This is a genomic window from Rhizobium sp. 768_B6_N1_8, from assembly GCF_051811225.1.
Lineage (GTDB): Bacteria > Pseudomonadota > Alphaproteobacteria > Rhizobiales > Rhizobiaceae > Rhizobium.
Genome location: NZ_JBPWPV010000001.1, coordinates 367,968 through 390,561 on the forward strand (window position 1 = coordinate 367,968; position 22,594 = coordinate 390,561).

Consider the following 22,594-nt stretch of genomic DNA (forward strand, 5'->3'; position numbering starts at 1 on the left):
GCGCCTGCTGCATACCTTTCTGGACTTGCGCGGCGCGATGGAAAACGAACGTGGAAGACCCCGAAGGCGGCGCAAGGCCGCAATTTGACGGGGCGTCGGCGGTAGGGCGCAAGGACGGCAAGAAGTCCAGGCGTCGCAAGGGCAAGCGTGGCGGGCAATCCCGCGGCGCCGCTCATCCCGCTTCGCATGATCTCTCCGGCCATGCCGGGGAGGCAGCGCGCCCGAAGGAAGACACGGAAAGCCCGGCCCGCAAGCGGAAACGCCGCCGTCGTGGTGGGCGTGGCGCATCTCAGCCCGATACGGTCGTCCAGTCATTGCCTGTGGTTCAGGCCGTCGCTCAAAGCCATGGCCCGCGCCCCAATGGTGATTCGCCCTCCAGCCGACGTAACCGACGCAAGCATCGCAGCAAGCGGGGTCTGCAAGGCAGGCCGCTGGCTCCTGTGCAAGCGCCGCCGTCCGCAAGGCCCGAACATCGCGCTGAAGCGCAGTCGCGCCCTGTGCTGCGCGAGGTGCAGGATGCCGAATCGGCAAATCGCAGGAGCCGTCAGCCAGGTCATGAAGACGAACGGGCAGGGGGCGAACATCCCTGGCCGGACGAACTCTATGCCGCGCTCGATCTCGGCACCAACAATTGCCGCCTGCTGATCGCCCAGCCCACACGCCCCGGCCAGTTCCGCGTCGTCGATGCCTTTTCCCGTATCGTGCGCCTCGGCGAAGGGCTTGCCGCTAGCGGCAGGTTGTCCGACGAGGCGATGGAGAGGGCGGTCGATGCGCTCAGAATCTGCGCCTCCAAGCTCCGGAACCGCGAGATCCGCCGCATGCGGCTGATTGCGACCGAGGCCTGCCGTCAGGCGGCCAATGGCGAGGAATTCCTGCAGCGGGTCGTGCTTGAGACCGGGCTGGAGCTCGAAATCATCGATCGGGAAACCGAGGCACGGCTTGCCGTTTCCGGTTGCTCCTCGCTGGTCGGGCGCGAGGCGCGCTCCGTCGTGCTCTTCGACATCGGCGGCGGGTCCTCGGAAATTGCCGTCATCCGCATCGGTGATAACCGCTTCGCCCGCCTTGCCAATCACATCACCCACTGGACCTCGCTGCCCGTCGGCGTCGTCACCCTCTCGGAGCGCCATGGCGGCCGCGATGTGACGCCTGATGTTTTCGAGGGCATGGTGAGCGAGGTTGCGGGCATGCTGTCGAGTTTCGATTGCCCGGAGATCGAGATTGCCGAGGATGGCGATTTCCATCTGATCGGCACCTCGGGCACGGTGACGACGCTTGCCGGCGTGCATCTCGACTTGCCGCGTTATGACCGCCGCAAGGTCGATGGCATATGGCTGTCCGATGACGAAGTCTCCGCCATGCAGGCAAAGCTACTTTCCTGGAATTTCGAAAGCCGCGCTGCCAATCCCTGCATCGGGCCGGATCGCGCCGATCTGGTGTTGGCCGGCTGCGCCATTCTGGAGGCGATCCGCCGCCGCTGGCCGAGCCCGCGCATGCGTGTTGCCGATCGTGGCTTGAGGGAAGGCCTGCTCACCGACATGATGGCCGATGACGGCGTCTGGCGGCGTCATCGCAACCGCCGCGGCCAGCGGGGAAACAAGGGGTAGGCATGACCAAACCAACGATTGCGGGAAACCGCACCGGCCGCAAGCTCGGCCAGCGCGTCAAGAAAAAGAAGATGAAGGCCTCTTCGCGCCAGTGGCTGGAGCGCCATATCAACGATCCCTATGTGCAGCGTGCCCAGCTCGAGGGCTATCGAGCCCGCGCGGCTTTCAAGCTGCTGGAGATCGATGAGAAGCACCACATCCTGAAGGGCGCTAGGCGCATCATTGACCTCGGGGCCGCTCCCGGAAGCTGGTCACAGATCGCCGCGAAGGTGACGGGGTCGACGGACGAGGATGTCCGCGTTGCAGCAATCGACTTTCTGGAAATGACGCAGCTACCCGGCGTCACGGTACTGCAGCTCGATTTTCTTGATCCCACAGCCCCGGAAAAGCTGATGGAGGCCGTCGGCGGCACGCCGGACCTGGTGCTCTCGGACATGGCGGCACCGACGACCGGTCATCACCGCACCGATCACCTGCGCACCATGCACCTTTGTGAGGTCGCAGCCCACTTCGCGATCGAAGTGCTGGGCGAGGGTGGGCACTTCCTCGCCAAGACCTTCCAGGGCGGCACCGAGCGGGATCTGCTTGCCATGCTGAAGCAGCATTTCCGTCAGGTTGTGCACGTCAAACCCGCCTCATCGCGCGCCGAATCGGTGGAGATGTTCCTGCTGGCGAAGGGTTTCAAAGGCCGCAAGGTCGAGGCGGAGCCAGAGGACGCTTGATCTTTGCGCCAGTCCTGCGGATGATGATTTCCCAGGACTGGATACCCACCGATCCCATGCTTCTTTACGTTACACTCGGAACCAACGATCTCTATCGCGCCCGGCATTTCTATGATGCCGTTCTGCCGGTGCTCGGCTACCGGCGCCAGCGCTATTCGGAGGAGGAGATCGGCTATGCCGCCGATGGCGACACTCGCTGCCGCTTCTGGGTCGTAACCCCCTTTAACAGGCGCCGGGCCACGAATGGCAACGGCTCCATGGTCGCCTTCGAGGCGGAAACGCGGGCGGCGGTCGATGCCTTCCATGCGGCAGCAATTGCTGCCGGCGCTATCGATGAAGGCGAACCGGGACTGCGCTCCTATCACGCGCATTTCTACGCAGCCTATGTCAGGGATCTCGACGGCAACAAGCTATGCGCCGTCTGCGAGAAGGCGGAAGAACCGCCCTTTGACTGAGCGGCTAGTTTCTTTTTCGCTAAGTTATTGATTGTGAATAAGAAAGTTTGGTGAGACCGTGTGCCGGCAAACATGCGTCTGGCGCATCGTTCCTGACGTTATCAGATGCTTCGAAAAAACTTATTCATTTTCAATGGCTTGGACGAGGTGCTCTCTCTTGCTACCCGCCAGTTCTGGAGGTCCTAACTCTCTTTTTCTCTTCTCACATCAAGAAAAGAGGAAATCCAGTGACGCAACCATGTGGCAAAATATGCCCTAAGTCATTGATTATGAATAAGCGACGGCGGGATCATAACTGCCGGTCTGGCGCTAAATAGCCAATCCTAATGTGCGCTATGAGAATTTAAGGTTGAAACATGCCCGAGATTGTATCGTCCGGTTACCACTACTGGCTTCAAGATCTTGCACGCGAGGTTAGTTTTTTGTTAATTCGTAAAATCCAAAGTTGTGTTATTGAGTATTTTGCATTTCAGTCGCTCACGCATGATGCCGCAAGCCCTTCCGTGTTGAGAATTCCGATGGAGGAAGTTCCGGCACCAGAGGAACGATAATGACCGCGATCTCACCAGCCAACAGTGCGGCACTGCTCATCCTGCAGCAGACGAACGCATCGTTGCTTTCTAATAAGCAGCAAGCCGGGAAATCGGCTGCCGATACAATTGCAGCCATCGCCAACGGCGTTTCCAGTCAAACAAGCGCCGCAAAGACCCAGGCCTCATCGACAATCAACAGCGCGCTGCTCGACGTCAAAGAGAGCAACGACGGAATCGTCTCAAGCGCGATCAATTTCCTGGATTCGGACAACTTCAAAACCAGTGATGCCGGCATTACCGACGTCATCAAGGAACTCATCAACGACGATGGGGACAAATTTGCCTCGCTGGTCAAAGCCGAAAAGGCGAAGAATCCAGCATCAGCGATGACAACGCGATGGCCAACGCCATTCAGCGGCTGATCCGTGACAACAGGTCCAAATTCGGTGACGGCGAATTCGTGATCGGCTTCAAGCTTGGAAGCGGTGGCGCGATCATCTCCAACATCGAAGACAAGAATGGAAATAGCACCAGTAAGACCCTTGCGACCGGATTGAAGACGGCCCAATCCGCACTAATCGATGCTGGGATGATCATCAGCAGGTCGGATGGTAGCAATACGGATGAGCTGAAAATGGCATCCGCGATGCTGAACAACAGCAATTTTGGCAAGGCCTCGAACGACTTGGGGGCTTGGATCGACAAGTGGCGGAATGCGTTTGGCTTTTGAGGCCGATCACCGTCCAGATATCACCGAGGAGGCCCGGATCAAACGTGGATCTGGGCCTTTTGCCTTATTTGACCGGCTGCTGCTCGGCTGCGATCGTCGCGGGTGCCAGGCGCTTGGCGCGGTGGCCGGAGACGGAGGCGCCGGCATCCTTGGCCATGCGGGCAAAGGGGATGGTGGCAAGCACCGTCAGGCCGGCAATCAGGAAGAAAGCGATGTGGAAATCGATGACCTGCAGCTCGGCTCCCCGGAAATAGATGGAGGTTTCCAGGATCGAGGCGGCAAGGGCAACACCGAGCGCCAGGCTGATCTGCTGCATCACCGAGGCCATGGATGTCGCCTGGCTTGCCTGCGCATCGTCGATATCTGCAAAGGCCAGCGCATTGACGCCAGTGAACATGAAGGACCGGGAGAAGCCGCCAAGCAGCAACACACCGATGATGACAAGGTGCGGCGTCTCCGGCGTGAAGAGGCCGGTCACAGCCGTCACGACCGTCGTCACCGCACCGGCGCAAAGAAGCGTGGTGCGGAAGCCGATCGCCTTATAGACGCGCCGTGCGATGAACTTCGTGGTGATTGCCCCGATCGCGCCGGCAAACGTAATGAGGCCTGACTGAAAGGGCGTAAGGCCAAATCCGAGCTGCAGCATCAGCGGCGTCAGAAACGGCATGGCGCCGACACAGATGCGGAACAGCGTGCCGCCGCTCGTCGAAGCGCGGAAGGTCGAATTCTTGAACAGGTTGAGATCGAGGATCGGCGTCGGGTAGCGCCTGGCGTGGCGCACATAGAGCACGCCGCAGATGATGCCGATGGCGGTGGCCGTAATACCGATGATCGGCGGCAGGGCCGGAAGGCTGACGACCGAGAGGCCGAAGACGACGCCTGCAGCCGCAAGGCTGGTCAGGATAAAACCGCTGAAATCGAGCTTCGGCGGAGCCGTCGCCTCTATCTCCGGCAGGTAGATTGTCGCAAGCCACACGCCGATGATGCCGACAGGTACGTTGATCAGGAAGATCCAGTGCCAGCTGAAATAGGTGGTGATGAAGCCGCCGAGTGGCGGGCCAGCAAGCGGGCCGACAAGAGCCGGGATCGTCAGCAGCGCCATGGCGGAGACCAGTTCGCTCTTCTGCGTCGTCCGCACCAGCACCAGACGCCCGACAGGCGTCATCATCGCGCCGCCCATGCCCTGCAGGAAGCGTGCAAAGACGAATTCGATGAGATTGGAGGAGAAGGCGCAGAAGATGGAGCCGACGACGAAAACACAGATCGCCAGCCGGAAGATATTCTTCGCACCGAACCGGTCCGCCATCCAGCCGCTGATCGGAATGAACACCGCAAGCGCCACCATATAAGAGGTCAGCGCCAGTTTCAGCGTGATCGGTCCGACATGCAGATCGGCCGCAATCGCCGGCAGGGCCGTCGCGATTACAGTCGAGTCCATCTGTTCCATGAAGAGAGCAACGGCAAGGATCAGCGGGACAATGCGGTTCATAGGCGAATGCCTTGATGGATGCGGATGGGGCTTGGGAAGCCCGTGCTGTGTAGTCCCAGTTACGGGCTGTGCCAATCCCTCAATCGGTTTCCATTACACGTTTGGATCACGACTGCGTGAGACGACTTGCCCGACACTTTCGCCTCTCAAGATTGACATATGCTTACCCGGCCGGGGCCAGAAATCCTGTATCAATCCGGCTGGAATATCGGGGGTCGTGCGGCGACGCACCGCACAGTGTCGAGGATGGATATATGACGATTTTTCATGGAATAAAGCGACGCGCGCTTTTTGCCGCAGGCCTCGGTCTGCTCGCCGCGCCGGTCATCCTGAGAGGAACGGCCTATGCGGCCGCAACTGGAGAAACAGGCAATATGGAAGTTACCCCGCAGCCGCAGATCAATCAGTTCAAGCTCGGCTCCTTCAAGTTCACTGCCGTCCGCGACGGTTTCAACGTGCTCGAAAAGCCCTATGAGACCTTCGGTTCCAACCAGGACCCGCAAACCGTCCAGGCGCTTCTCGCCGCCAATTTCCTGCCGACCGACAAGTTCGCAAACAGCTATGCACCCGCGGTAGTCGATACGGGTTCCGACGTCATCGTCGTCGATACCGGCTTCGGTGCGGCCGGCCGCGAACGCGGCTTGGGCCATTTCACCGCCGGGCTGAAGGCGGCAGGTTATTCACCTGACGACGTCACCGTCGTGGCCCTGACGCACCTGCACGGGGACCATATTGGCGGTCTGATGGAAGGTGGTGCTCCGGCCTTCAAGAATGCCCGCTATGTCATCGGCCAGGCCGAATACGATTTCTGGTCGGATAAGGCGCGGGAAGGCACGCCTGCCGAAGGCGGCCACAAGGCGGTGCTCGCCAATGTCGTGCCGCTCGCCGAAAAGGCGACCTTCGTCAAGGAAGGTGATACGATTGCGCCCGGTCTGACCGCGATGCTCGCAACCGGCCACACGCCCGGCCACATGGTCTTTCATGTCGAATCCGAGGGCAAGCGGCTGGTCATGACGGGTGATACGGCAAACCATTACATCCTGTCGCTGCAGCGTCCGGACTGGGAGGTGCGTTTCGACATGGACAAGGCGCAGGCAGCCGCAACCCGCAAGAAGGTGTTCGACATGATCGCCACCGAGAAGATCGCCTTCCTTGGCTACCACATGCCGTTCCCGTCAGTCGGTTTTGTCGAAAAGCAGGAGACCGGTTACCGCTTCGTGCCGAAGACCTATCAGTTCGACATTTGAACGAGACGCATGGCTGCCATACCAAGCCCGGCCACGTGCCGGGCTTTTTTGCTATTTCCTTCCTGTCATAGACGTGTTACCAGCCCTCGCCAACTTCCATAAACTCATGCACACCGCCGGTGCGGACGATTCGTACCGGGTGGAACGCATTTTTCTTTCTTGAAGGAATTTGGCCATGGCTCGCATCATTGAAACGCCAACCGGACTCGACGCACTCACCTTCGATGACGTGCTGCTGCAACCCGGTCATTCCGAAGTCCTGCCGGGTCAGACGAGTGTCGCAACGCGCCTCGCACCCGACTTCGAGCTGAATATCCCGATCATATCAGCAGCGATGGACACCGTCACTGAAGGCCGTCTGGCGATTGCGATGGCGCAGGCCGGCGGCCTTGGCGTTATTCACAAGAACCTTACCCCCGTCGAGCAGGCTGAGCAGGTTCGTCAGGTCAAGAAGTTCGAAAGCGGCATGGTCGTCAATCCCGTGACCATCGGCCCGGATGCTACGCTCGCCGATGCCCTGGCGCTGATGAAGATGCACGGCATCTCCGGCATCCCGGTTGTCGAGAAATCCGGCCGCCTCGTTGGCATCGTCACCAACCGCGACGTCCGCTTTGCATCCGACCCGACCCAGAAGATCTACGAACTCATGACCCATCAGAATCTGGTGACGGTCAAGGAAAACGTCGATCAGCAGGAGGCCAAGCGGCTGCTGCACTCTCACCGCATCGAGAAGCTGCTGGTCGTCGATGGTGAGGGCCGTTGCGTCGGCCTGATCACCGTCAAGGATATCGAAAAGGCACAACTGAACCCGAACGCCTCCAAGGATGCGCAGGGCCGCCTGCGTGCTGCCGCTGCCGTCGGCGTCGGTGACGATGGTTTCGAGCGTGCCGAACGGCTGATCGATGCCGGCGTCGACCTGCTCGTCGTCGATACGGCCCATGGTCATTCGGCTCGCGTTCTGGAAGCCGTTGCCCGCGTCAAGAAGCTCTCCAATTCGGTGCGCATCATGGCCGGCAATGTCGCGACCTATGACGGCACCAAGGCGCTGATCGATTCCGGCGCTGACGCCGTCAAGGTCGGTATCGGCCCGGGCTCGATCTGCACGACGCGTGTCGTCGCCGGCGTCGGTGTTCCGCAGCTTGCTGCGATCATGTCGGCGGTCGAGGCGGCGAATGCGCAGGGCATTCCGGTCATCGCCGATGGCGGCATCAAGTTCTCGGGCGACGTGGCAAAGGCCATCGCTTCGGGCGCTTCTGCCGTCATGATCGGCTCGCTGCTTGCCGGTACCGATGAAAGCCCCGGCGAAGTCTATCTCTACCAGGGCCGCTCCTTCAAAGCCTATCGCGGCATGGGCTCCGTCGGTGCTATGGCGCGTGGTTCGGCAGACCGTTACTTCCAGGCGGAAGTGCGCGACACGCTGAAGCTCGTGCCTGAGGGCATCGAGGGACAGGTGCCGTACAAGGGCCCGGTCTCCGGCGTCCTGCATCAGCTCGCGGGCGGCCTCAAGGCTGCCATGGGCTATGTCGGCGGCAAGGACATCAAGGAGTTCCAGGAGCGCGCCACCTTCGTGCGCATCTCCAGCGCCGGCCTGCGTGAAAGTCATCCGCATGATGTGACGATCACCCGCGAAAGCCCGAACTATCCGGGCGTCGGCGTCTAATCATGGAAACGGGCAGCCGGGTTCCGCTCTGGATCATCGCGCTGCTCGCGGCCCTCTGCCTCATCGTCCTCGGCTGGACTACCTTCGGCTACACCGTGCCCTTCCAGCATGAGACGGGGCAGGCGGTGCTCGATACCTATTTTGTAGGCTATGACGAGTCCGCGGTCTTCCATATGCAGACGCTGCTCGATCAGAACGAGACGGCAAGCGGCATTCTCCGGGCCATGTATTTCGGCCCGGAGCTCATCTTTCCGGCTCTGCTGACAGCCCTTCTGTTCGTGATTTTCCTGCGGCTCGGCCCGATAGAGACATGGCGCGGCCGGCAGGCGCCCCACCTGCTCGGCCGGATTACTTACGTCCTGCCCTTCATTTACGGCTTCGCCGATTACGCAGAAAACATCTCAAGCCTTGTTGCCTTCAGCGACAGTGTTGCGGCAGGCTTTGCCGCGCAGATCCTGCCGTGGATGACGAAGCTGAAATTCGCAAGCCTTGCCATCTGCGCCATTCTGATCGTGAGAAGCGCAATTCTCCACCAAACGCGCGAAAACTGAATGCTTGCAGCACTTCCTTTTGCGCAATTCCGGACGCAAAACCGCTGCACATTTTGCTGGAATTGCTTATAGCGGCCAGCGCCACACCGGCTGTGAAAGCTTTGCCGCGAGGAAATCTCCCAGCGCTTCCACTTTCGCCGGCCGGGCACGCGCTGAGGGCGTAACGAAATAAAGGGCGCCCTTTGGCAAGGTCCAGTCCGTCAGGATCGCCTTCAGGCGTCCGTCGCTCAGGTATTCGTAAGCCATGAATTCCGGCAGTTCGACGATGCCGAGGCCGCGCAACGCCATCGGGATCAGTGCTTCCGAATTGGTTGCCCTCAGCGGTCCTGTCGGCACCACGATCTCCTCTTCGCTCGCCTTGTTGCTGAAGCGCCAGACATCCTGCCGCGGCCGGTAGGCGTAACCGAGGCAATGATGGGCCGCGAGGTCTCGCGGGTGCCGTGGACAGCCGTATCTTTCGAGATAGGAGGGGGCTGCGAGAATGAAGGGCGCGACAGGTGTCAGCCGTTTCGCCACGAGGGAGGAATCGGGCAGCACCGCGATGCGCAATGCCGCATCGAAGCCTTCGCCCACGAGATCGACCACCGCATCACTCATATGCATGTCGATGGAGATATCGGGATAGAGCTCGAAGAAATCGGGCAGGATCGGCGCCAGCCATTGCCGCCCGAAGACCATCGGTACGGCGAGACGGATCAGCCCGCGTGGCTGGCTGGAAAGTTCGCGCGCCGCATTCTCGGCCGCCTCCGCCTCAGCATAGATGCGTTGGGCGCGGTCGACGAGCCGCAGCCCGAAATCGGTGAGTGCCAGCTGCCGGGAAGTGCGGTTGAAGAGCCGCGCACCGAGCCGGTCCTCCAGCCGGCTGACCGCCCGCGACACCGTCGGTACGGAAACGCCGAGCGTCTTGGCCGCGCGGGCGAAGGAGCGCTCCTCCGCCACTTTGGCGAACATGGCGAGGCCCTCGAAATCCGGAAAACCCATCATTTCATTCCTGCAATGATATCTTTCATTTCTTTCTATTCAGAAACGAAAGACCCGTCCACATCTTCAGTTCAGTCGAACAGAACAGGAGACGACGACAATGAACCAGACACTGAATGGGACACGGAGACTGAACGGAAAGATCGCGGTCATCACCGGCGCCACGTCGGGCATCGGCCTTGCCACCGCAAAGCGCTTCGCAGCCGAAGGCGCACGCCTCTTCATCACCGGCCGCCGCAAGGAGGTTCTTGATGCGGCTGTCGCCGAGATCGGCGGCAATGTCACCGGCATCCAGGCGGACTCGGCAAAGCTTGCCGATCTCGATCGCCTCTATGAGCAGGTGAAGGCGGAGGCCGGCCGCATTGACGTGCTCTTCGTCAATGCCGGTGGCGGCTCGTTTGCGCCGCTCGGCGCAATCACCGAAGAACAGTATGACGATACCTTTGGGCGCAATGTGAAGGGCGTGCTCTTTACGGTGCAGAAGGCGCTGCCGCTGCTCGGGCAGGGTTCCTCTGTCATCCTGACCGGCTCCACGGCGGGGGTATCGGGCACGCCGGCCTTCAGCGTCTATGCCGCCTCCAAGGCAGCGATCCGCAACTTCTCCCGTAACTGGATCCTCGACCTGAAGGACCGCGGCATCCGCATCAACACGCTGAGCCCTGGTCCGACCGAAACGACAGGCCTCGTTGAGCTCGCGGGCCAGGACAAGGCACAGCAGCAGGGCCTGCTGGACTATATGGCATCACAGGTTCCGATGGGTCGCGTCGGCCGCCCGGAAGAAATCGCCGCAACGGCCCTCTTCCTCGCGACAGAGGATTCGAGCTTCATCACCGGCGCCGAGATCTTCGTCGATGGCGGTATCGCCCAGGTCTGACCCTGAAGACGGCCCGCTCCACGGCGGGCCGTCATGGCTCTGGTATCTGTCCGGTCTTTCCGCTACTGCTCCCGCCGTCGCCGAAGTGAGAGGAATGATGATGACCGGCTTTGAGATGTTCTGGCCTCTGCTTGCCCACGTCCTGTTGGTCTACATCCTTTACGGAGTGCTTGGTCTGCGCCGTGGCAAGGCGGTTCGTGAGGGGCGGATGAAGAAATCCGGCTATCGCGAGAACCGTGACGAACCGCCCGAATGCCTTTTCGTCAAGAACAACCTCGCCAACCAGTTCGAGCTGCCGGTGCTCTTCTATGCCTGCAGCATTCTTCTTTATATCACCGAGGCGGATAATCTGGTGGCCGTCGGGCTTGCCTGGCTTTTCGTCGCCCTGCGGTATGTCCATGCCTATGTGCATATCACCAGCAACGATCTGCGCTATCGCAGCCCGCTTTTTGCCGCCGGTTTTGTCGTGCTGGGAGCCATGTGGGCCTGGCTTGCCGGCTGGATGCTGTTCTCCTGATCCGGGCGATTTCCTCAGATAAGCTGGTAACACAGTTTTGTTCCTGCGTTACCGGCTGCTGACCTAAGTTCCCCCTTACCGATTGGGCACGGGGTGGGAATAGAGGAGGACTGTCATGGAAAAGCCCGTCATTACGCAGGCAATGATCAATGCCTATGATGAATATACGCACCTGACGCTGGATCGCCGCAGCTTCATGGACAAGCTCACGAAGCTTGCCGGCTCGGCAACCGCGGCCGCGGCAATCGCGCCGCTGTTGGCGGCCAACAAGGCAGCCGCCGAGGTCGTCGCCGAAAACGACGATCGCCTGACCGCCCAGGATATTACCTATCCCGGCAGCGGCGGTGACATGAAGGGTTATCTGGTGCAGCCGAAGAATGCGTCCGGCAAGCTCGGCGCCGTCATCGTCATCCATGAGAACCGCGGCCTCAACCCGCATATTCGCGATGTCGCCCGCCGCATGGCGCTCGAAGGTTTCGTAGCGCTCGCGCCCGATTTCCTTTCGCCGCAGGGTGGCACGACTCAGAATGAGGATCAGGCGCGTGACATGTTTAGCAAACTCGATGCGGCCACGACCGTCGCGAACGGCGAGGCGACTGTCGTCTACCTCTCCAAGCTCGAGGCTGCGAACGGCAATGTCGGCGCGATCGGCTTTTGCTGGGGCGGCGGCGCGGTCAACAACCTCGCGGTCAAGTCACCCGAGCTGAAGGCAGGCGTGGCCTATTATGGTGCGCAGCCGCCGGCCTCTGACGTTCCCAAAATCAAGGCGGCGCTGCTGCTCCACTATGCCGGCCTCGACGATCGCATCAATGCCGGCATCGACGCTTACAAGAAGGCGCTAGAGGAGAATGGTAAAAAATTTGAGATCTACGTCTATGAGGGGGTCAACCACGCCTTCAACAACGACACGTCCGCTGCCCGCTATGACAAGGCGGCAGCCGATCTCGCCTGGAGCCGCACGGTCGAATTTCTGAAGCAGAACCTCGCCTGACCAGGCCTGGAGAGTGTGCCGCAAGACGAAAAAGGCAGGGTGACAAGTGCTCAGCCTGCCTTGCTGAATGAAGTGTTAAGACTGACTTTTGCACAGGCCAAAACGGGGCGTAACGCCCCTTTGCCCCTGCGCTCTTGCCATTGCTTAAAATCCGACCATTTCCCTTTACGACGGATGAATACCTGCATGTCATATCCGCCCGACGCGCCGGTATGACACATCATTTCCGCCGCTCAATAACGAGACAGATGGGAACCACATGGGCGCGGACATTTCGGATCGTATTGCTCTTCGCAGGAAGCCGAAACAGGAGCGAAGCATCCAGCGGCTGGATCTCATCCTCAACGCCGCAGCCACCATCATCGCCGAAAAGGGCGTCAGCGCCATGCGGATGACCGAACTTGCCGTCGCCGCAAAAGTTCCGATCGGTTCGGTCTATCAGTATTTCCCGGAAAAGGCGGCGATCGTCAAAGCGCTGTTCGACCGCCATGCGCAGGCGATCCAGCAGAAGACGGCGGAGATGTTCGCGGATGTTCGATCCCTCGATGAAGCGCTCGACCTGATCTCGGCGATGATCGACTGGTATTATGCCGAATACCGCAACGATGCCGCCTATCTCGGCGTCTGGATGGGTACGGAGACGGATCAGGATCTCCTGCGCCTGAACATCGAGCATAGCGGCCAGGTCGCCGAGATCTTCCAGGAGGCCGTGCGCCGTCTGGCGCCGGAATTCTGCGATGAGCAGATGAAAGCGCGCACTTACCTTTTCAGCCACCTGATCGGCGCGGCGATCCGCCTTGCGGTCTTGAGCGAGGATGGCTTTGGCGAGCGCATTCTCGATGAGTGGAAGCGCGTGGTCCGCGCTTCCCTATTTGCTCCGACGTCCGCTTCGGCAGCTTGAGACGACCTACCAGCTCGGCATCATGCTCGCCGCCGCCTTGAGCCGCGGATAGTGACGGGCGTAGCCTGTCTTCCCATCCTGCTCCAGCCCATCTTCGATGACGGTCGGCGTGATATTGTCGAGGCAGGCGGTAATATGTGCCGTAATCGCGTTCATCAGCGACAGCGAAACGCCGGGCCGCTTCATGATGCCGATCTGCACCGGCGGCAGTGCCGGGAAGCCGTCTGCCTGGCTCAAGACCTTCATGCCTGTCCGGAGTGCTGATTCCGGCATGACCGAGACTGCCATGCCGGCGAGCACTGCGGAGGCGACCACGGTGCAGGACCAGCTGGTGAACAGAACCTGATATTCACGCCCGACGGCATCGAGCGCCGAGCAGGCGAGCTGGCGCCACTGGCAGTCGCGCCGGCCGACGGCAAGCGGGACCGGCGCATCGTCGCGGATCGGATGGTTGGCCGAGCTCACCCAGCAGAGCGGTTCCGTCCGCACCACATCCGAAATGCGCTCGCGCGGATTGTGGGTGACAAGCGCGATATCGAGCTCGCCCTTGTGCATGCGTTCGGCAAGGTCGACCGAAGGTTCGCAGACGATATAGAGCTCGACATTCGGATGTGTCTTGGCAAAGCGGCCAATAATCTCCGGCATGTAGCGGTCTGCATAATCATCAGGCGTGCCGATACGCAGCGTGCCTTCCAGCCTGTTGTCGTCGAAGGCGGCGATTGCCTCATTGTTCAGGCGTATGATGCGGCGCGCATAATTGAGCAGCTTTTCGCCCTCGACCGTCAGCCGGTTGCCGCGACCGTCCTTGATGAAGAGCTGCTTGCCGATGCGTTCTTCCAGGCGCCGCATCTGCATGGAAACGGCGGACTGTGTCTTGTAGACCTTGTCGGCCGCCTTGGTGAAACTGCCGGAGTCCACAATTGCGATGAAGGTCTGCAACTGGTCGATATCAAGAGGCGCCGACATGATCTCATCCATCCATAAAGATCTCTGATGCTAATCATTAGAAACATTCGTTGGACTGATCAATAGGTCTTTGGCATCTTCGGGATGCAAATCAAGCAAAGTGAAGGACAGACACCCTGCCTGTCCAACCTGTGACCAGCTTTGCCCTTCCTGCACGACCTCGCAGGCGGGGTGGGCTGTTCTGCGCCCCGAAGAAAGGAGAGTTCGATGCGCACTCATGAACAGACACTAGAACTCGACTGCGGCAAGCTCGCCCCGACGTTCATGCAGCGTCTTATGGCTGGCCTTGCGCCGCTGGCAACCGCCCTTCGCATTGTGCGCAATCGCTCGCAGGTGAATGGGCTGCACGATCTCGATGATAACCAGTTGCGGGATATCGGCCTGACGCGGGCAGATGTCACCTCCGCTTTCCTCGCTTCGACCTTCTTTGAAGATCCGTCGGAGCATCTGACGCAGGCGGCCAAGCGCCGCTGGCGTATTGCGGTCATGCGCCCCTACAGGGACTGAACGCACGCGTTTCCCCGCAGGGTGATAGCCAATAGCCCTGCTGCTTAACCCGGTGATCGGCTTTCCCAAGCCATCTCCGGGTTTTTTTATTTCTTGGCGGTGGGAGCGGGATCTTCGGGGGAGGGCGCGGATTTGGGCCGATAGGCCTCGAAGATGGCTTCAAGGTTCTTCTGATAGCTTTTCTGCACTTCGAGACCGCTGTCGAACATGGCGTTCAGCATCTCAGTATAGCTGTCGCCGGCTTTCGGTTCTTCCTTCGGCGGCTCCGGAGCCTTCGCTGTCGGTTGCTGGAAACCGGCCATCATTTCCTGGAATGCCTTGGCAAAGGGGTTGTCGAGGAAAGGATTGGCAGGCTGCGGCGCCGCTTCCGGTTTCGGCACGCTGAACATCAGCTGCATGGCCTGTGTGAACGGATTATCGAAAATGCTGGGCTCGGGTGCTGCCTTCGGCTTCGGCGCAAAACCGGTGCTCTCAAGCCATTGCTGGATCGTCTCGCCCATGGCGGTATTGACGAAGGGATTGACCGGTGTCGCCATCTGCCCCATCGATTGCTTAAACAACCCGCCCATCAGCGTGCCCGCCATGACCGGCAGCATCTGCTTGTAGATTTCCTGGCCGATGCCGGTCATCTGCGCCGCCTGCGCGGCAATGGCGCGCGAGACCTCTTTGGAGCCGAAAAGCTGGGCGAGGATATTGTTGCCGTCGGAAATGCCTTCAGGGGTAAAGGCCCTGTTCATGTCCTCGAAATATTTGGCATAATTGCCCGACGCCACGGCCTGCATAAGGCCGACGAAATCATAAGGGTTGCTGGTGCTGCGCTTGAGGCCGGCGGAAAAGGCCGGCGTCAGTGCGGCCATCGCCTTTGTTGCCTGTTCCTGCGCGAGGTTGAACTGCTTGGCAACGGCGTCCATCGCCGCCCCGTTCTGCGCCTGCATCATCATGTCGAAGAGTGGCAGCATGAAAGTCCCTTTCCCGGAATAGCGGCGCATATTCGCGCCACTATAGCTCGAAATGGGATTGCGCAAACGGCTTTTTGGAAGGGGCGGCTTGCCTCTTAGTATTGATATTCCTGGAAGACCGGCTCGACCGAGCCGTTCCAGCGGCCGTGATAGAGCGCCAGCAGATCCTCTGCGAGCGTCGCCTTCTTGGCCAGAACCTCGTCGAGTGGTGCCAGGAAGATGCTCTCGTCGACGCCGTCGCCATTCAGCCTGTTGCGTGCTTTCAGGCCGGCGCGGGAAATATTGACGACCTCGCGCGCCGTGTCGATCAGCGCATGTCCGCGGAACTCGGCCTTGAGACCTTCTTCCGGCACCGCGTTGCGCAGCGTATTCACTTCTGCAAAACCCCAGTCCTTGGTCAGTTCGTCGGCGGCTTGGAGAGCGGCGTCATCATAGAGCAGGCCGACCCAGAAGGCCGGCAGGGCACAGATGCGCCGCCACGGCCCGCCATCCGCGCCGCGCATTTCCAGGAAGCGCTTCAGGCGCACATCTGGGAAGAGCGTCGAAAGATGATTCGTCCAGTCGCCCATCGTCGGCTCATAGGCGGCGATCTCGCCTTTCAGCGCGCCGTTCATGAACTGGCGGAATGTGACGTGGGTCGCCCTGTGATAGTGCCCGTCGCGCATGACGAAATACATGGGTACGTCGAGCGCCCATTCGGCATAGTCCTTGAAGCCGAAATCGTCGCGGAAGGTGAAGTCCAGGAGCCCGCTGCGCCTGTTGTCGACGTCGCGCCAGACATCGCCGCGCCAGGAGAGCATGCCGTTCGGCTTGCCTTCGGTGAAAGGAGAGGAGGCGAAGAGCGCGGTCGCCAGCGACTGCAGCTTCATCGAGACGCGCATCTTGCGGCGCATATCGTCTTCCGAGGAGAAATCGAGGTTCACCTGGATCGTACAGGTGCGATACATCATGTCGAGACCACGGGTGCCGACCTCAGGCATGTAGCTGGTCATGATTTCGTAGCGCGACTTCGGCATATGCGGGGTTTCCGCATAGGTCCATTTCGGGCTGCCGCCGATGCCGAGGAAACCGATGCCCATGGGCTCTGCGATCTCGCGCACTTGCGCCAGATGCTGGTTGGATTCCTTGCAGGTCTGGTGAATGTTTTCAAGCGGTGCGCCCGAGAGCTCGAACTGGCCGCCGGGCTCGATCGAGATGGCACCCATGCCGCTCTGCTCGCCAAGACCGATGATATTGTCGCCGTCCGTGATCGGCTCCCAGCCGCTCTTGGCCTGCAGGCCCTTCAGCAGCGCCGAAATGCTGGCTTCGCCGAAATAGGGAACCGGGCTGTTGTCTTTGCGGAAGAACACGAACTTCTCATGTTCCGTGCCGATGCGGAACCGGTCCTTCGGCTTATTGCCGGCGGCAAGATAGTCGGTCAGCTCCTGAACCGAAGAGATCGGCGTCTGGTCGGTGGTGTCGCGAGCCATGAAAGTACCTGTATTCGGGAAGGCGCCGGGGCCGGGGCAATTGGAAGGGTGATTAGTGCCCAAGCCAGCTAAGTTGCAAGTGAAATTGTTTCAACAGGTCATCAAAAAAATAGCAGCACTTTCCTTTCAATCGGCCTTCGGCAGTTAATTCCAGTCGCCGATGGCAGCCTGTATCACGGCCATAGCTGCGACCGCTGCCGTGTCGGCGCGCAGGATGCGCGGCCCGAGGGGGATAGCGGTCACGAAATCGAGGCTGTGCAGGCGCGTTCGTTCCTCCTCCGAAAAGCCGCCTTCAGGGCCGACCAGCAGCGCAATCTTCCGTTCGGTCACTTTGGAAAGCAGCGGCAGCGGGTTCTGCCCCGCGTCGCCCTCATCGCAATAGATGATGCGCCGGTCCGCAGGCCAGCGGTCGAGCAGATCGGCAAGCCGCACGGGCTCGGCCACATCGGGAATGCCGAGGATGCCGCACTGTTCCGCCGCTTCGATGACATTGGCGCGGATCTTGTCGAGATTGGTGATCTTGCCTTGCACATGCTGAGTCATGACCGGCTGCAAAAAGCCGGCGCCCATTTCCACCGCCTTCTGCACCAGATAATCCATGCGGCCGACCTTCAGCGGCGCAAAGAGATAGTGCAGGTCGGATGGGGCAGGCTGCGGCCTCGTCTCTTCCGTCGCCGTGAGCAGGATGCGCTTGCGGGTGGGGAAGGTGAGGCTCGCCTTCCATTCGCCGTCGCGGCCGTTGAAGAGCAGAATTTCCGCACCCTCGTCCATACGCAGGACATTGGCGAGATAGTTGAACTGCTCCGAATTGGCCTCGACGGCGGCACCTGTTGACAAGGGAGCATTGATGAAAAGCCGCTGCATGCGGAAATTGGCGCGCATCTTAAGACCCTGACTCACATGAAGAGCGCGAACATAGCCCAATAAATCACCGCCGCAAGCGCGGCCGAGACCGGCACTGTAATGACCCACGCCCCGACGATCGTCATGAAATGCGACCGGCGAACCAGATAACGCCGTCGGGCTTCATGAACGTTCGGCTCCGGCTCGTCGATCTCGAAGCTTTCAGTCTTGCGGCGTATGAATTCGATACGGCGCTTCGAATTGCGCGTGTACCACTCGCGGAAAAAGCCGACGCCGAACACCGAGCCGACGGCGATATGGGTGGTGCTGACCGGCAGGCCGAGCCAGGAGGCGACGATGACCGTGAAGGCGGTCGAGAGCGCTACACAATAGGCGCGGGTCGGATTGAGCTTGGTGATCTCCTCACCGACGAGCCGGATAAGGCGCGGCCCGAAAAGCAGAAGGCCGACCGAGATTCCAAAGGCGCCGATCAGCATCACCCAGAGCGGCGGGTGGCCGATCATGCCGTTGTCGGCAATACCGGCAGAGTGAACGATCGCCGAAAGCGGACCGACCGCATTGGAGACATCGTTTGCGCCATGTGCGAAAGAGAGCAGGGCGGCCGAGCCGATCAGCGGAAAGTGGAACAGTGTGCGAAGCGAGCTGTTGCGGTTTTCGAGGTTCTCTGCCTGCCGCAGGATGACCGGCCGCACCACGAGCCAGCTGACGAGACCGATCCCGATGCCGATCAGGAGGATCGTCAGCGATGAGTACCGACCCCGCGGTGCGAGCTGCAGCACCATATAGGCCATGAAACCGCCGGCCATCACGGCGATCATGATGGGAACCCATTGCCTGGCGGCGGCGATCTTGTCCTCGCGATAGACGATGAGGGTCTTGACCAGATAGAGGAGCCCCGCGGCGACCAGCCCGCCGATCAACGGCGAGGTTATCCAGCTCGCGGTGATTTCCAGCATGACCCGCCAATTGACCGGCTCGAATCCGACCGCTCCCACGCCGGCACCGATCACAGCGCCGACGATCGCATGCGTCGTCGAAACCGGCGCATTCATCCAGGTGGCGAGGTTGATCCAGAGTGCGGCAGCCGTGAGCGCCGCCATCATGATCCAGCCGAGTGTTGCCGGCGGGACCTGAACCGTATCGACGATACTGGACGAAATCGTCTTGACGACCTCGCCACCGGCAATCGTCGCGCCCAGCACCTCGAAGATCGCGGCGATGATGAGTGCCTGTTTCATGGTGATGGCGCGTGCACCAACCGCTGCGCCCACATTGTTGGTCACGTCGTTGGCGCCGATATTCATCGCCATGTAGGCGGCAAGTGCTGCAGCCGCAATCACCAGCACCGCGCCGGGCCTGTCGAACACATAGACGCCGGCAAAAAGCATCGCCAGGCCGAGAAAGATCAAGCCAAGCCCGGGCGCCACCAGCCGTCGCGAGACATATTTGGCCGCATCCTCGACATGGGTGACCTTGTCGAGATCCTTATCAAGCGTGCGTTTCGTAAGGATGGTGTTGCGTTGCGGCATTCTGTTTCCTGGCTAAATCCTGCTTTTGCGCCGCCTTTTCTAGCGGCACAAGATGGCAAGACTTATTCAGCCGGAATTTGCTTCGGAATGCCGCTGGAAAGCTTTTCAGCCATGCGCCGTTTAAAGGCGAGGAACAGGTTACGCAGTTCGGCTTCCTGGACGCGCTTGACCGCTTCGTCGCAGGAAACCCACTCGACGGTTCGCTCGCCCTTTTCTTTGAAATTCTTCGCCACACCAGTTACTTCGAGGGCATAGACCTGAACCTTGCAGGTCACCTTCATGCCGTCGCGCAAAACCTTGGCGTAGGTATAGTCGCCGAGCGTTTCGGTTTCCACCGTGCCGCGTACGCCAGCCTCTTCCAGGGCTTCCTGCGCCGCAACTTCATAGGCACATTTGCGGTTCATCGGCCAGCCCTTGGGGATCACCCACCGCCCGGTATCGCGGCTGGTCATCAGCAGAACCTCAAGCTCACCCGTCTTCTTTTTGACCCGATAACAGAGCGCAGCATACTGCTGTCGCGGCGGACGCCGAAACATGAGTTGCACATCAGAAGCCAGGCGGGCAAGAAGGGTCAATTGTCGGGTCACCTTTACGATCGTTAAGCTGAGTCGTTGTTATATTAGTATGATATGAAAAGCTTGCGCGATCCATACGTGCAAAACGGACCGAAAAACTATTTTATCCACTGTACATAGGAAAAATCGAGGCCAGGCAGGTTCGGAAATTCCGCCATTTCCTGTCTCGAATGCGTCGTCTTGCACAGCTGTACAATATGGCCCGACCTTGTTTTTCATTCAATGGCGAGATCTTCTGATCCACCGTGATTTTCTGCAGTGTGGTAACCATGCGACTCCCACCCCTCAACGCGATCCGCGCCTTTGAAGCTGTCTGTCGTCACGGCAGCATTTTGAAGGCGGCCGAAGAGCTGGGCGTGGTGCGCGGCGCCGTGCGCCAGCAGATATCGACGCTCGAAGATCACCTCGGCAGCAAGCTCTTCGTGCGTGACGGCCGCAAGTTGGTTCCGACCGAGAAGGCAAGCGCCTTTGCCGAGGCCGCCGGTGCTGCCCTGACCATATTGAAACGCGCCGCCGATGAATTCGAAGAGGCGGCCAGGCAGCGCATCCGCCTTGGCGTGCCGTCGGCTTTCGCCATCTGGTGGCTGATGCCGCGAGCGGCCGACATGCAGGCAAGCCTTGGCGATATCGAGGTCGATATCGTGCCGATGACGGTAGTCGAGCCCTTGTCACAACATCCGGATTTCGATGCCGTGATCATGGGCGGCGAGATCAGATCTTCTGCCGGTATCACCGAGACACGCTTCATGGAGGATGAATTCGGCCCGGTTGCAGCGCCCGCAATAGCCGGCAGACTTGCAGGCGATACCGCGGCCTTGGCGGAAGTAAACATCCTTGTCAGTCGCAGCGCGCCAAAACTCTGGACAGAATGGTTTGCAGAAAGCGGTACGCCCCCTGTTTCCTTTTCCCGTCTTCGGGAATTTGAGGATCTTCTTCTGGCAGTGGGCGCTGCCCGCGCGGGCCTCGGCATTGCGCTGGCGCCGAAGGCTTCGATCGAGGACGATCTCGCCCGCGGCATTCTGGCCGCCCCTTATGGCTTCATCCGCCGGCCGGCTGGCTACAGCCTCTGCTGCCGGACATCAGATGCGAAACGGCCAGCCTTCGCGGCGCTCCGCAACTGGCTGCTGCGCTCGGGCGGCGCGTCCTGAAAGGGCAGTTTTTCTGCCCTTTCATCAGAAATATCTCCATGCCCGCCCTATCTTTGCCTCGCTAGAACAGAGGGGAACGAAAGGGCATGAGATGGAAAAACCTGCGACACGCATAGACTGGATCGGCAATAGCTGCCGCCTGCTGAAGGCAACGGCTGCGGAATTCGAAAAGACGCGCCCGTTTGCCGGTCTTTCGATCGGCACCGGCATCCATCTGGAACCGAAGACGGTCGCTCTGCTGATGACTCTGCGGGCCGGTGGAGCACGCCTGATCTGCACCGGCAACCTGAACAGTACACAGCCGGCAACCGTGGAATTCCTGCGCGCGCGGGGCATCACTGTCTTCGCAACCCAGACGACTGATCCCGTCGCCCATCACCGGAACCTTGAAGCCGTCGTTGCTGAAAAGCCCGATCTCTTGCTGGACAATGGTGGTGATCTCTTCGCGATCGCAGCCGACAAGCCCTATGCCAATCTGCTCGGCGGCACGGAAGAAACGACCTCCGGCCGGACCCGCCTGCTGCCGATGCGCGACAAGCTGGCAATGCCGATCCTCGTCATCAATGACAGCCCGATCAAGCAGTTTGCCGAAAACAGGCATGCCGTCGGCCAGAGCCTGTTCGAAAGCTACATGCGCTTCACCAACCGCTCCACCAATGGCAAGCGTGTGACCGTCTTCGGTTACGGCGCCTGTGGCAAGGGCACGGCCGCCGCCTTCCGCAACGCCTTCTCGACGGTAAGCGTCGTCGATATCGATCCTGTTACCAGCCTGGAGGCGCATCTCGACGGCTTCATCACGCCGCTCCGCGAACAGGCGATCCGCTCGGCGGACGTGATCGCCACTGTCACGGGTTTTCCCGGCATTGTCACTGTCACCGATCTGCCGCTGATCAAGGACGGTGCGATCCTCATGAACGGGGGGCATTTCCCGCATGAGATCGATGTCGCAGCCTTCCGCAGCCATCCCGATGTCGTTGATATCGATCGGTACGAGGCCGATTTTATCGAGACCTTCCACCTGAAGGACGGTCGGTCCTTCCACGTGCTCGGCGGCGGTCATATGGCCAATCTCGCCGGCCCACGCCCGCTCGGCAACTCTGTCGAATCCATGGACCTCGGCTTCACCCTGCAGGCCCGCTGCCTGGAGCGGGTCGCAAAGCGCAGTGTCGGCGCCGAATCCTGCATCGTGCCGGTGCCCGCGGATATCGACGCAATGGTCGCGAGCGCCTATCTTGATCTGGCGCGCTAAAGCAGTTCAGCAAAAGTGTGTAGCGGTTTTGCGTGTGGAATTGCGTAAGCAAGAAAGCAATTCCAGTGAAAGT

23 protein-coding genes are annotated in these 22,594 nt (G+C 60.3%); 15 read left to right on the forward strand and 8 right to left on the reverse strand.

The features are described from left to right. Positions 1-50 precede the first annotated feature (50 nt). From AB8B33_RS01815 to AB8B33_RS01835, 5 genes are all read left to right on the forward strand, one after another. On the forward strand, positions 51-1,604 hold the full coding sequence (locus AB8B33_RS01815; RefSeq protein ID WP_439014142.1) for a Ppx/GppA phosphatase family protein: 1,554 nt from the start codon (positions 51-53) through the stop codon (positions 1,602-1,604). Between the two features lie 2 nt (positions 1,605-1,606). Beyond that, positions 1,607-2,326 (forward strand): RlmE family RNA methyltransferase, encoded by a 720-nt coding sequence (locus tag AB8B33_RS01820; protein WP_113324850.1) that lies wholly within the window; start codon positions 1,607-1,609, stop codon positions 2,324-2,326. Positions 2,327-2,382: 56 nt separating this feature from the next. After that, on the forward strand, positions 2,383-2,781 hold the full coding sequence (locus AB8B33_RS01825; RefSeq protein ID WP_439014143.1) for a VOC family protein: 399 nt from the start codon (positions 2,383-2,385) through the stop codon (positions 2,779-2,781). 550 nt (positions 2,782-3,331) lie between these two features. Continuing rightward, the gene (locus AB8B33_RS01830; RefSeq protein ID WP_439014144.1) at positions 3,332-3,736 is read left to right on the forward strand and encodes a hypothetical protein; all 405 of its coding nucleotides are present in this window, start codon (positions 3,332-3,334) and stop codon (positions 3,734-3,736) included. Further along, positions 3,712-4,044 (forward strand): hypothetical protein, encoded by a 333-nt coding sequence (locus tag AB8B33_RS01835; protein ID WP_439014145.1) that lies wholly within the window; start codon positions 3,712-3,714, stop codon positions 4,042-4,044. Before AB8B33_RS01830 ends, AB8B33_RS01835 begins: the two co-directional genes overlap by 25 nt. Before the next feature lie 64 nt (positions 4,045-4,108). Here AB8B33_RS01835 and AB8B33_RS01840 read toward each other — a convergent pair whose 3' ends face one another. Beyond that, on the reverse strand, positions 4,109-5,533 hold the full coding sequence (locus AB8B33_RS01840) for a DHA2 family efflux MFS transporter permease subunit (protein ID WP_439014146.1): 1,425 nt from the start codon (positions 5,531-5,533) through the stop codon (positions 4,109-4,111). 254 nt (positions 5,534-5,787) lie between these two features. On the opposite strand from AB8B33_RS01840, the gene AB8B33_RS01845 reads away from it, so the two are divergent. The 3 genes from AB8B33_RS01845 (at position 5,788) to AB8B33_RS01855 (ending at position 8,991) form a co-directional block, all read left to right on the forward strand. Then, complete coding sequence (locus tag AB8B33_RS01845) at positions 5,788-6,780, forward strand: MBL fold metallo-hydrolase (RefSeq protein ID WP_310378659.1); 993 nt, start codon at positions 5,788-5,790, stop codon at positions 6,778-6,780. A gap of 175 nt (positions 6,781-6,955) precedes the next feature. Beyond that, complete coding sequence (gene guaB / locus AB8B33_RS01850) at positions 6,956-8,440, forward strand: IMP dehydrogenase (protein WP_310378657.1); 1,485 nt, start codon at positions 6,956-6,958, stop codon at positions 8,438-8,440. 2 nt (positions 8,441-8,442) lie between these two features. Beyond that, the gene (locus AB8B33_RS01855; RefSeq protein WP_439014147.1) at positions 8,443-8,991 is read left to right on the forward strand and encodes a hypothetical protein; all 549 of its coding nucleotides are present in this window, start codon (positions 8,443-8,445) and stop codon (positions 8,989-8,991) included. Between the two features lie 66 nt (positions 8,992-9,057). Here the strand turns inward: AB8B33_RS01855 and AB8B33_RS01860 are convergent, their stop codons facing one another. Further along, positions 9,058-9,975, reverse strand: a complete 918-nt coding sequence (locus tag AB8B33_RS01860; RefSeq protein WP_439014148.1) for a LysR family transcriptional regulator — start codon at positions 9,973-9,975, stop codon at positions 9,058-9,060. Positions 9,976-10,072: 97 nt separating this feature from the next. Between AB8B33_RS01860 and AB8B33_RS01865 the strand changes: the two genes are divergently transcribed. The 4 genes from AB8B33_RS01865 (at position 10,073) to AB8B33_RS01880 (ending at position 13,255) form a co-directional block, all read left to right on the forward strand. Continuing rightward, complete coding sequence (locus AB8B33_RS01865; protein WP_439014149.1) at positions 10,073-10,846, forward strand: SDR family NAD(P)-dependent oxidoreductase; 774 nt, start codon at positions 10,073-10,075, stop codon at positions 10,844-10,846. Between the two features lie 100 nt (positions 10,847-10,946). Further along, on the forward strand, positions 10,947-11,363 hold the full coding sequence (locus AB8B33_RS01870) for an MAPEG family protein (protein WP_439014150.1): 417 nt from the start codon (positions 10,947-10,949) through the stop codon (positions 11,361-11,363). Positions 11,364-11,478: 115 nt separating this feature from the next. Beyond that, on the forward strand, positions 11,479-12,354 hold the full coding sequence (locus tag AB8B33_RS01875; RefSeq protein ID WP_439014151.1) for a dienelactone hydrolase family protein: 876 nt from the start codon (positions 11,479-11,481) through the stop codon (positions 12,352-12,354). A 259-nt stretch (positions 12,355-12,613) separates the two neighbouring features. Next, a complete protein-coding gene (locus tag AB8B33_RS01880) occupies positions 12,614-13,255 on the forward strand; it encodes a TetR/AcrR family transcriptional regulator (RefSeq protein ID WP_310378648.1) in 642 nt (213 codons plus the stop codon). A gap of 6 nt (positions 13,256-13,261) precedes the next feature. Here the strand turns inward: AB8B33_RS01880 and AB8B33_RS01885 are convergent, their stop codons facing one another. Then, positions 13,262-14,221 (reverse strand): LysR substrate-binding domain-containing protein, encoded by a 960-nt coding sequence (locus tag AB8B33_RS01885; protein ID WP_113325684.1) that lies wholly within the window; start codon positions 14,219-14,221, stop codon positions 13,262-13,264. Between the two features lie 207 nt (positions 14,222-14,428). On the opposite strand from AB8B33_RS01885, the gene AB8B33_RS01890 reads away from it, so the two are divergent. Further along, the gene (locus tag AB8B33_RS01890; RefSeq protein ID WP_439014153.1) at positions 14,429-14,728 is read left to right on the forward strand and encodes a DUF1127 domain-containing protein; all 300 of its coding nucleotides are present in this window, start codon (positions 14,429-14,431) and stop codon (positions 14,726-14,728) included. Between the two features lie 86 nt (positions 14,729-14,814). Here the strand turns inward: AB8B33_RS01890 and AB8B33_RS01895 are convergent, their stop codons facing one another. The 5 genes from AB8B33_RS01895 to AB8B33_RS01915 all read right to left on the reverse strand — a co-directional run bounded on the left by AB8B33_RS01895 (position 14,815) and on the right by AB8B33_RS01915 (position 20,124). Beyond that, positions 14,815-15,687: a DUF937 domain-containing protein gene (locus AB8B33_RS01895; protein WP_439014154.1), complete on the reverse strand. Its 873-nt coding sequence runs from the start codon at positions 15,685-15,687 to the stop codon at positions 14,815-14,817. Between the two features lie 95 nt (positions 15,688-15,782). Beyond that, positions 15,783-17,156 (reverse strand): glutamate--cysteine ligase, encoded by a 1,374-nt coding sequence (locus AB8B33_RS01900; RefSeq protein WP_439014155.1) that lies wholly within the window; start codon positions 17,154-17,156, stop codon positions 15,783-15,785. A 144-nt stretch (positions 17,157-17,300) separates the two neighbouring features. After that, positions 17,301-18,038, reverse strand: a complete 738-nt coding sequence (locus AB8B33_RS01905) for a 16S rRNA (uracil(1498)-N(3))-methyltransferase (protein WP_439014156.1) — start codon at positions 18,036-18,038, stop codon at positions 17,301-17,303. A 14-nt stretch (positions 18,039-18,052) separates the two neighbouring features. Beyond that, positions 18,053-19,549 carry an inorganic phosphate transporter gene (locus AB8B33_RS01910; protein WP_439014157.1) on the reverse strand — a complete coding sequence of 499 codons (1,497 nt, stop codon included), beginning with the start codon at positions 19,547-19,549 and terminating at the stop codon, positions 18,053-18,055. Positions 19,550-19,611: 62 nt separating this feature from the next. After that, entirely contained in the window at positions 19,612-20,124 is a 513-nt protein-coding gene (locus AB8B33_RS01915; protein WP_439014158.1) for an NUDIX hydrolase, read from the reverse strand. 269 nt (positions 20,125-20,393) lie between these two features. Here AB8B33_RS01915 and AB8B33_RS01920 point away from each other — a divergent pair, with 269 nt between their 5' ends. Beyond that, positions 20,394-21,272 carry a LysR substrate-binding domain-containing protein gene (locus AB8B33_RS01920; protein WP_439014159.1) on the forward strand — a complete coding sequence of 293 codons (879 nt, stop codon included), beginning with the start codon at positions 20,394-20,396 and terminating at the stop codon, positions 21,270-21,272. 91 nt (positions 21,273-21,363) lie between these two features. Then, a complete protein-coding gene (locus AB8B33_RS01925) occupies positions 21,364-22,521 on the forward strand; it encodes an adenosylhomocysteinase (protein ID WP_439014160.1) in 1,158 nt (385 codons plus the stop codon). Positions 22,522-22,594 lie beyond the last annotated feature (73 nt).

Coding starts and splice junctions, on each gene's coding strand:
- AB8B33_RS01820 (WP_113324850.1), top strand. CDS start 1,607: ATGACCAAACCAACGATTGCGGGAAACCGCACCGGCCGCAAGCTCGGC.
- AB8B33_RS01825 (WP_439014143.1), top strand. CDS start 2,383: ATGCTTCTTTACGTTACACTCGGAACCAACGATCTCTATCGCGCCCGG.
- AB8B33_RS01830 (WP_439014144.1), top strand. CDS start 3,332: ATGACCGCGATCTCACCAGCCAACAGTGCGGCACTGCTCATCCTGCAG.
- AB8B33_RS01835 (WP_439014145.1), top strand. CDS start 3,712: ATGGCCAACGCCATTCAGCGGCTGATCCGTGACAACAGGTCCAAATTC.
- AB8B33_RS01840 (WP_439014146.1), bottom strand. CDS start 5,533: ATGAACCGCATTGTCCCGCTGATCCTTGCCGTTGCTCTCTTCATGGAA.
- AB8B33_RS01845 (WP_310378659.1), top strand. CDS start 5,788: ATGACGATTTTTCATGGAATAAAGCGACGCGCGCTTTTTGCCGCAGGC.
- guaB (WP_310378657.1), top strand. CDS start 6,956: ATGGCTCGCATCATTGAAACGCCAACCGGACTCGACGCACTCACCTTC.
- AB8B33_RS01855 (WP_439014147.1), top strand. CDS start 8,443: ATGGAAACGGGCAGCCGGGTTCCGCTCTGGATCATCGCGCTGCTCGCG.
- AB8B33_RS01860 (WP_439014148.1), bottom strand. CDS start 9,975: ATGATGGGTTTTCCGGATTTCGAGGGCCTCGCCATGTTCGCCAAAGTG.
- AB8B33_RS01865 (WP_439014149.1), top strand. CDS start 10,073: ATGAACCAGACACTGAATGGGACACGGAGACTGAACGGAAAGATCGCG.
- AB8B33_RS01870 (WP_439014150.1), top strand. CDS start 10,947: ATGACCGGCTTTGAGATGTTCTGGCCTCTGCTTGCCCACGTCCTGTTG.
- AB8B33_RS01875 (WP_439014151.1), top strand. CDS start 11,479: ATGGAAAAGCCCGTCATTACGCAGGCAATGATCAATGCCTATGATGAA.
- AB8B33_RS01880 (WP_310378648.1), top strand. CDS start 12,614: ATGGGCGCGGACATTTCGGATCGTATTGCTCTTCGCAGGAAGCCGAAA.
- AB8B33_RS01885 (WP_113325684.1), bottom strand. CDS start 14,221: ATGTCGGCGCCTCTTGATATCGACCAGTTGCAGACCTTCATCGCAATT.
- AB8B33_RS01890 (WP_439014153.1), top strand. CDS start 14,429: ATGCGCACTCATGAACAGACACTAGAACTCGACTGCGGCAAGCTCGCC.
- AB8B33_RS01895 (WP_439014154.1), bottom strand. CDS start 15,687: ATGCTGCCACTCTTCGACATGATGATGCAGGCGCAGAACGGGGCGGCG.
- AB8B33_RS01900 (WP_439014155.1), bottom strand. CDS start 17,156: ATGGCTCGCGACACCACCGACCAGACGCCGATCTCTTCGGTTCAGGAG.
- AB8B33_RS01905 (WP_439014156.1), bottom strand. CDS start 18,038: ATGCGCGCCAATTTCCGCATGCAGCGGCTTTTCATCAATGCTCCCTTG.
- AB8B33_RS01910 (WP_439014157.1), bottom strand. CDS start 19,549: ATGCCGCAACGCAACACCATCCTTACGAAACGCACGCTTGATAAGGAT.
- AB8B33_RS01920 (WP_439014159.1), top strand. CDS start 20,394: ATGCGACTCCCACCCCTCAACGCGATCCGCGCCTTTGAAGCTGTCTGT.
- AB8B33_RS01925 (WP_439014160.1), top strand. CDS start 21,364: ATGGAAAAACCTGCGACACGCATAGACTGGATCGGCAATAGCTGCCGC.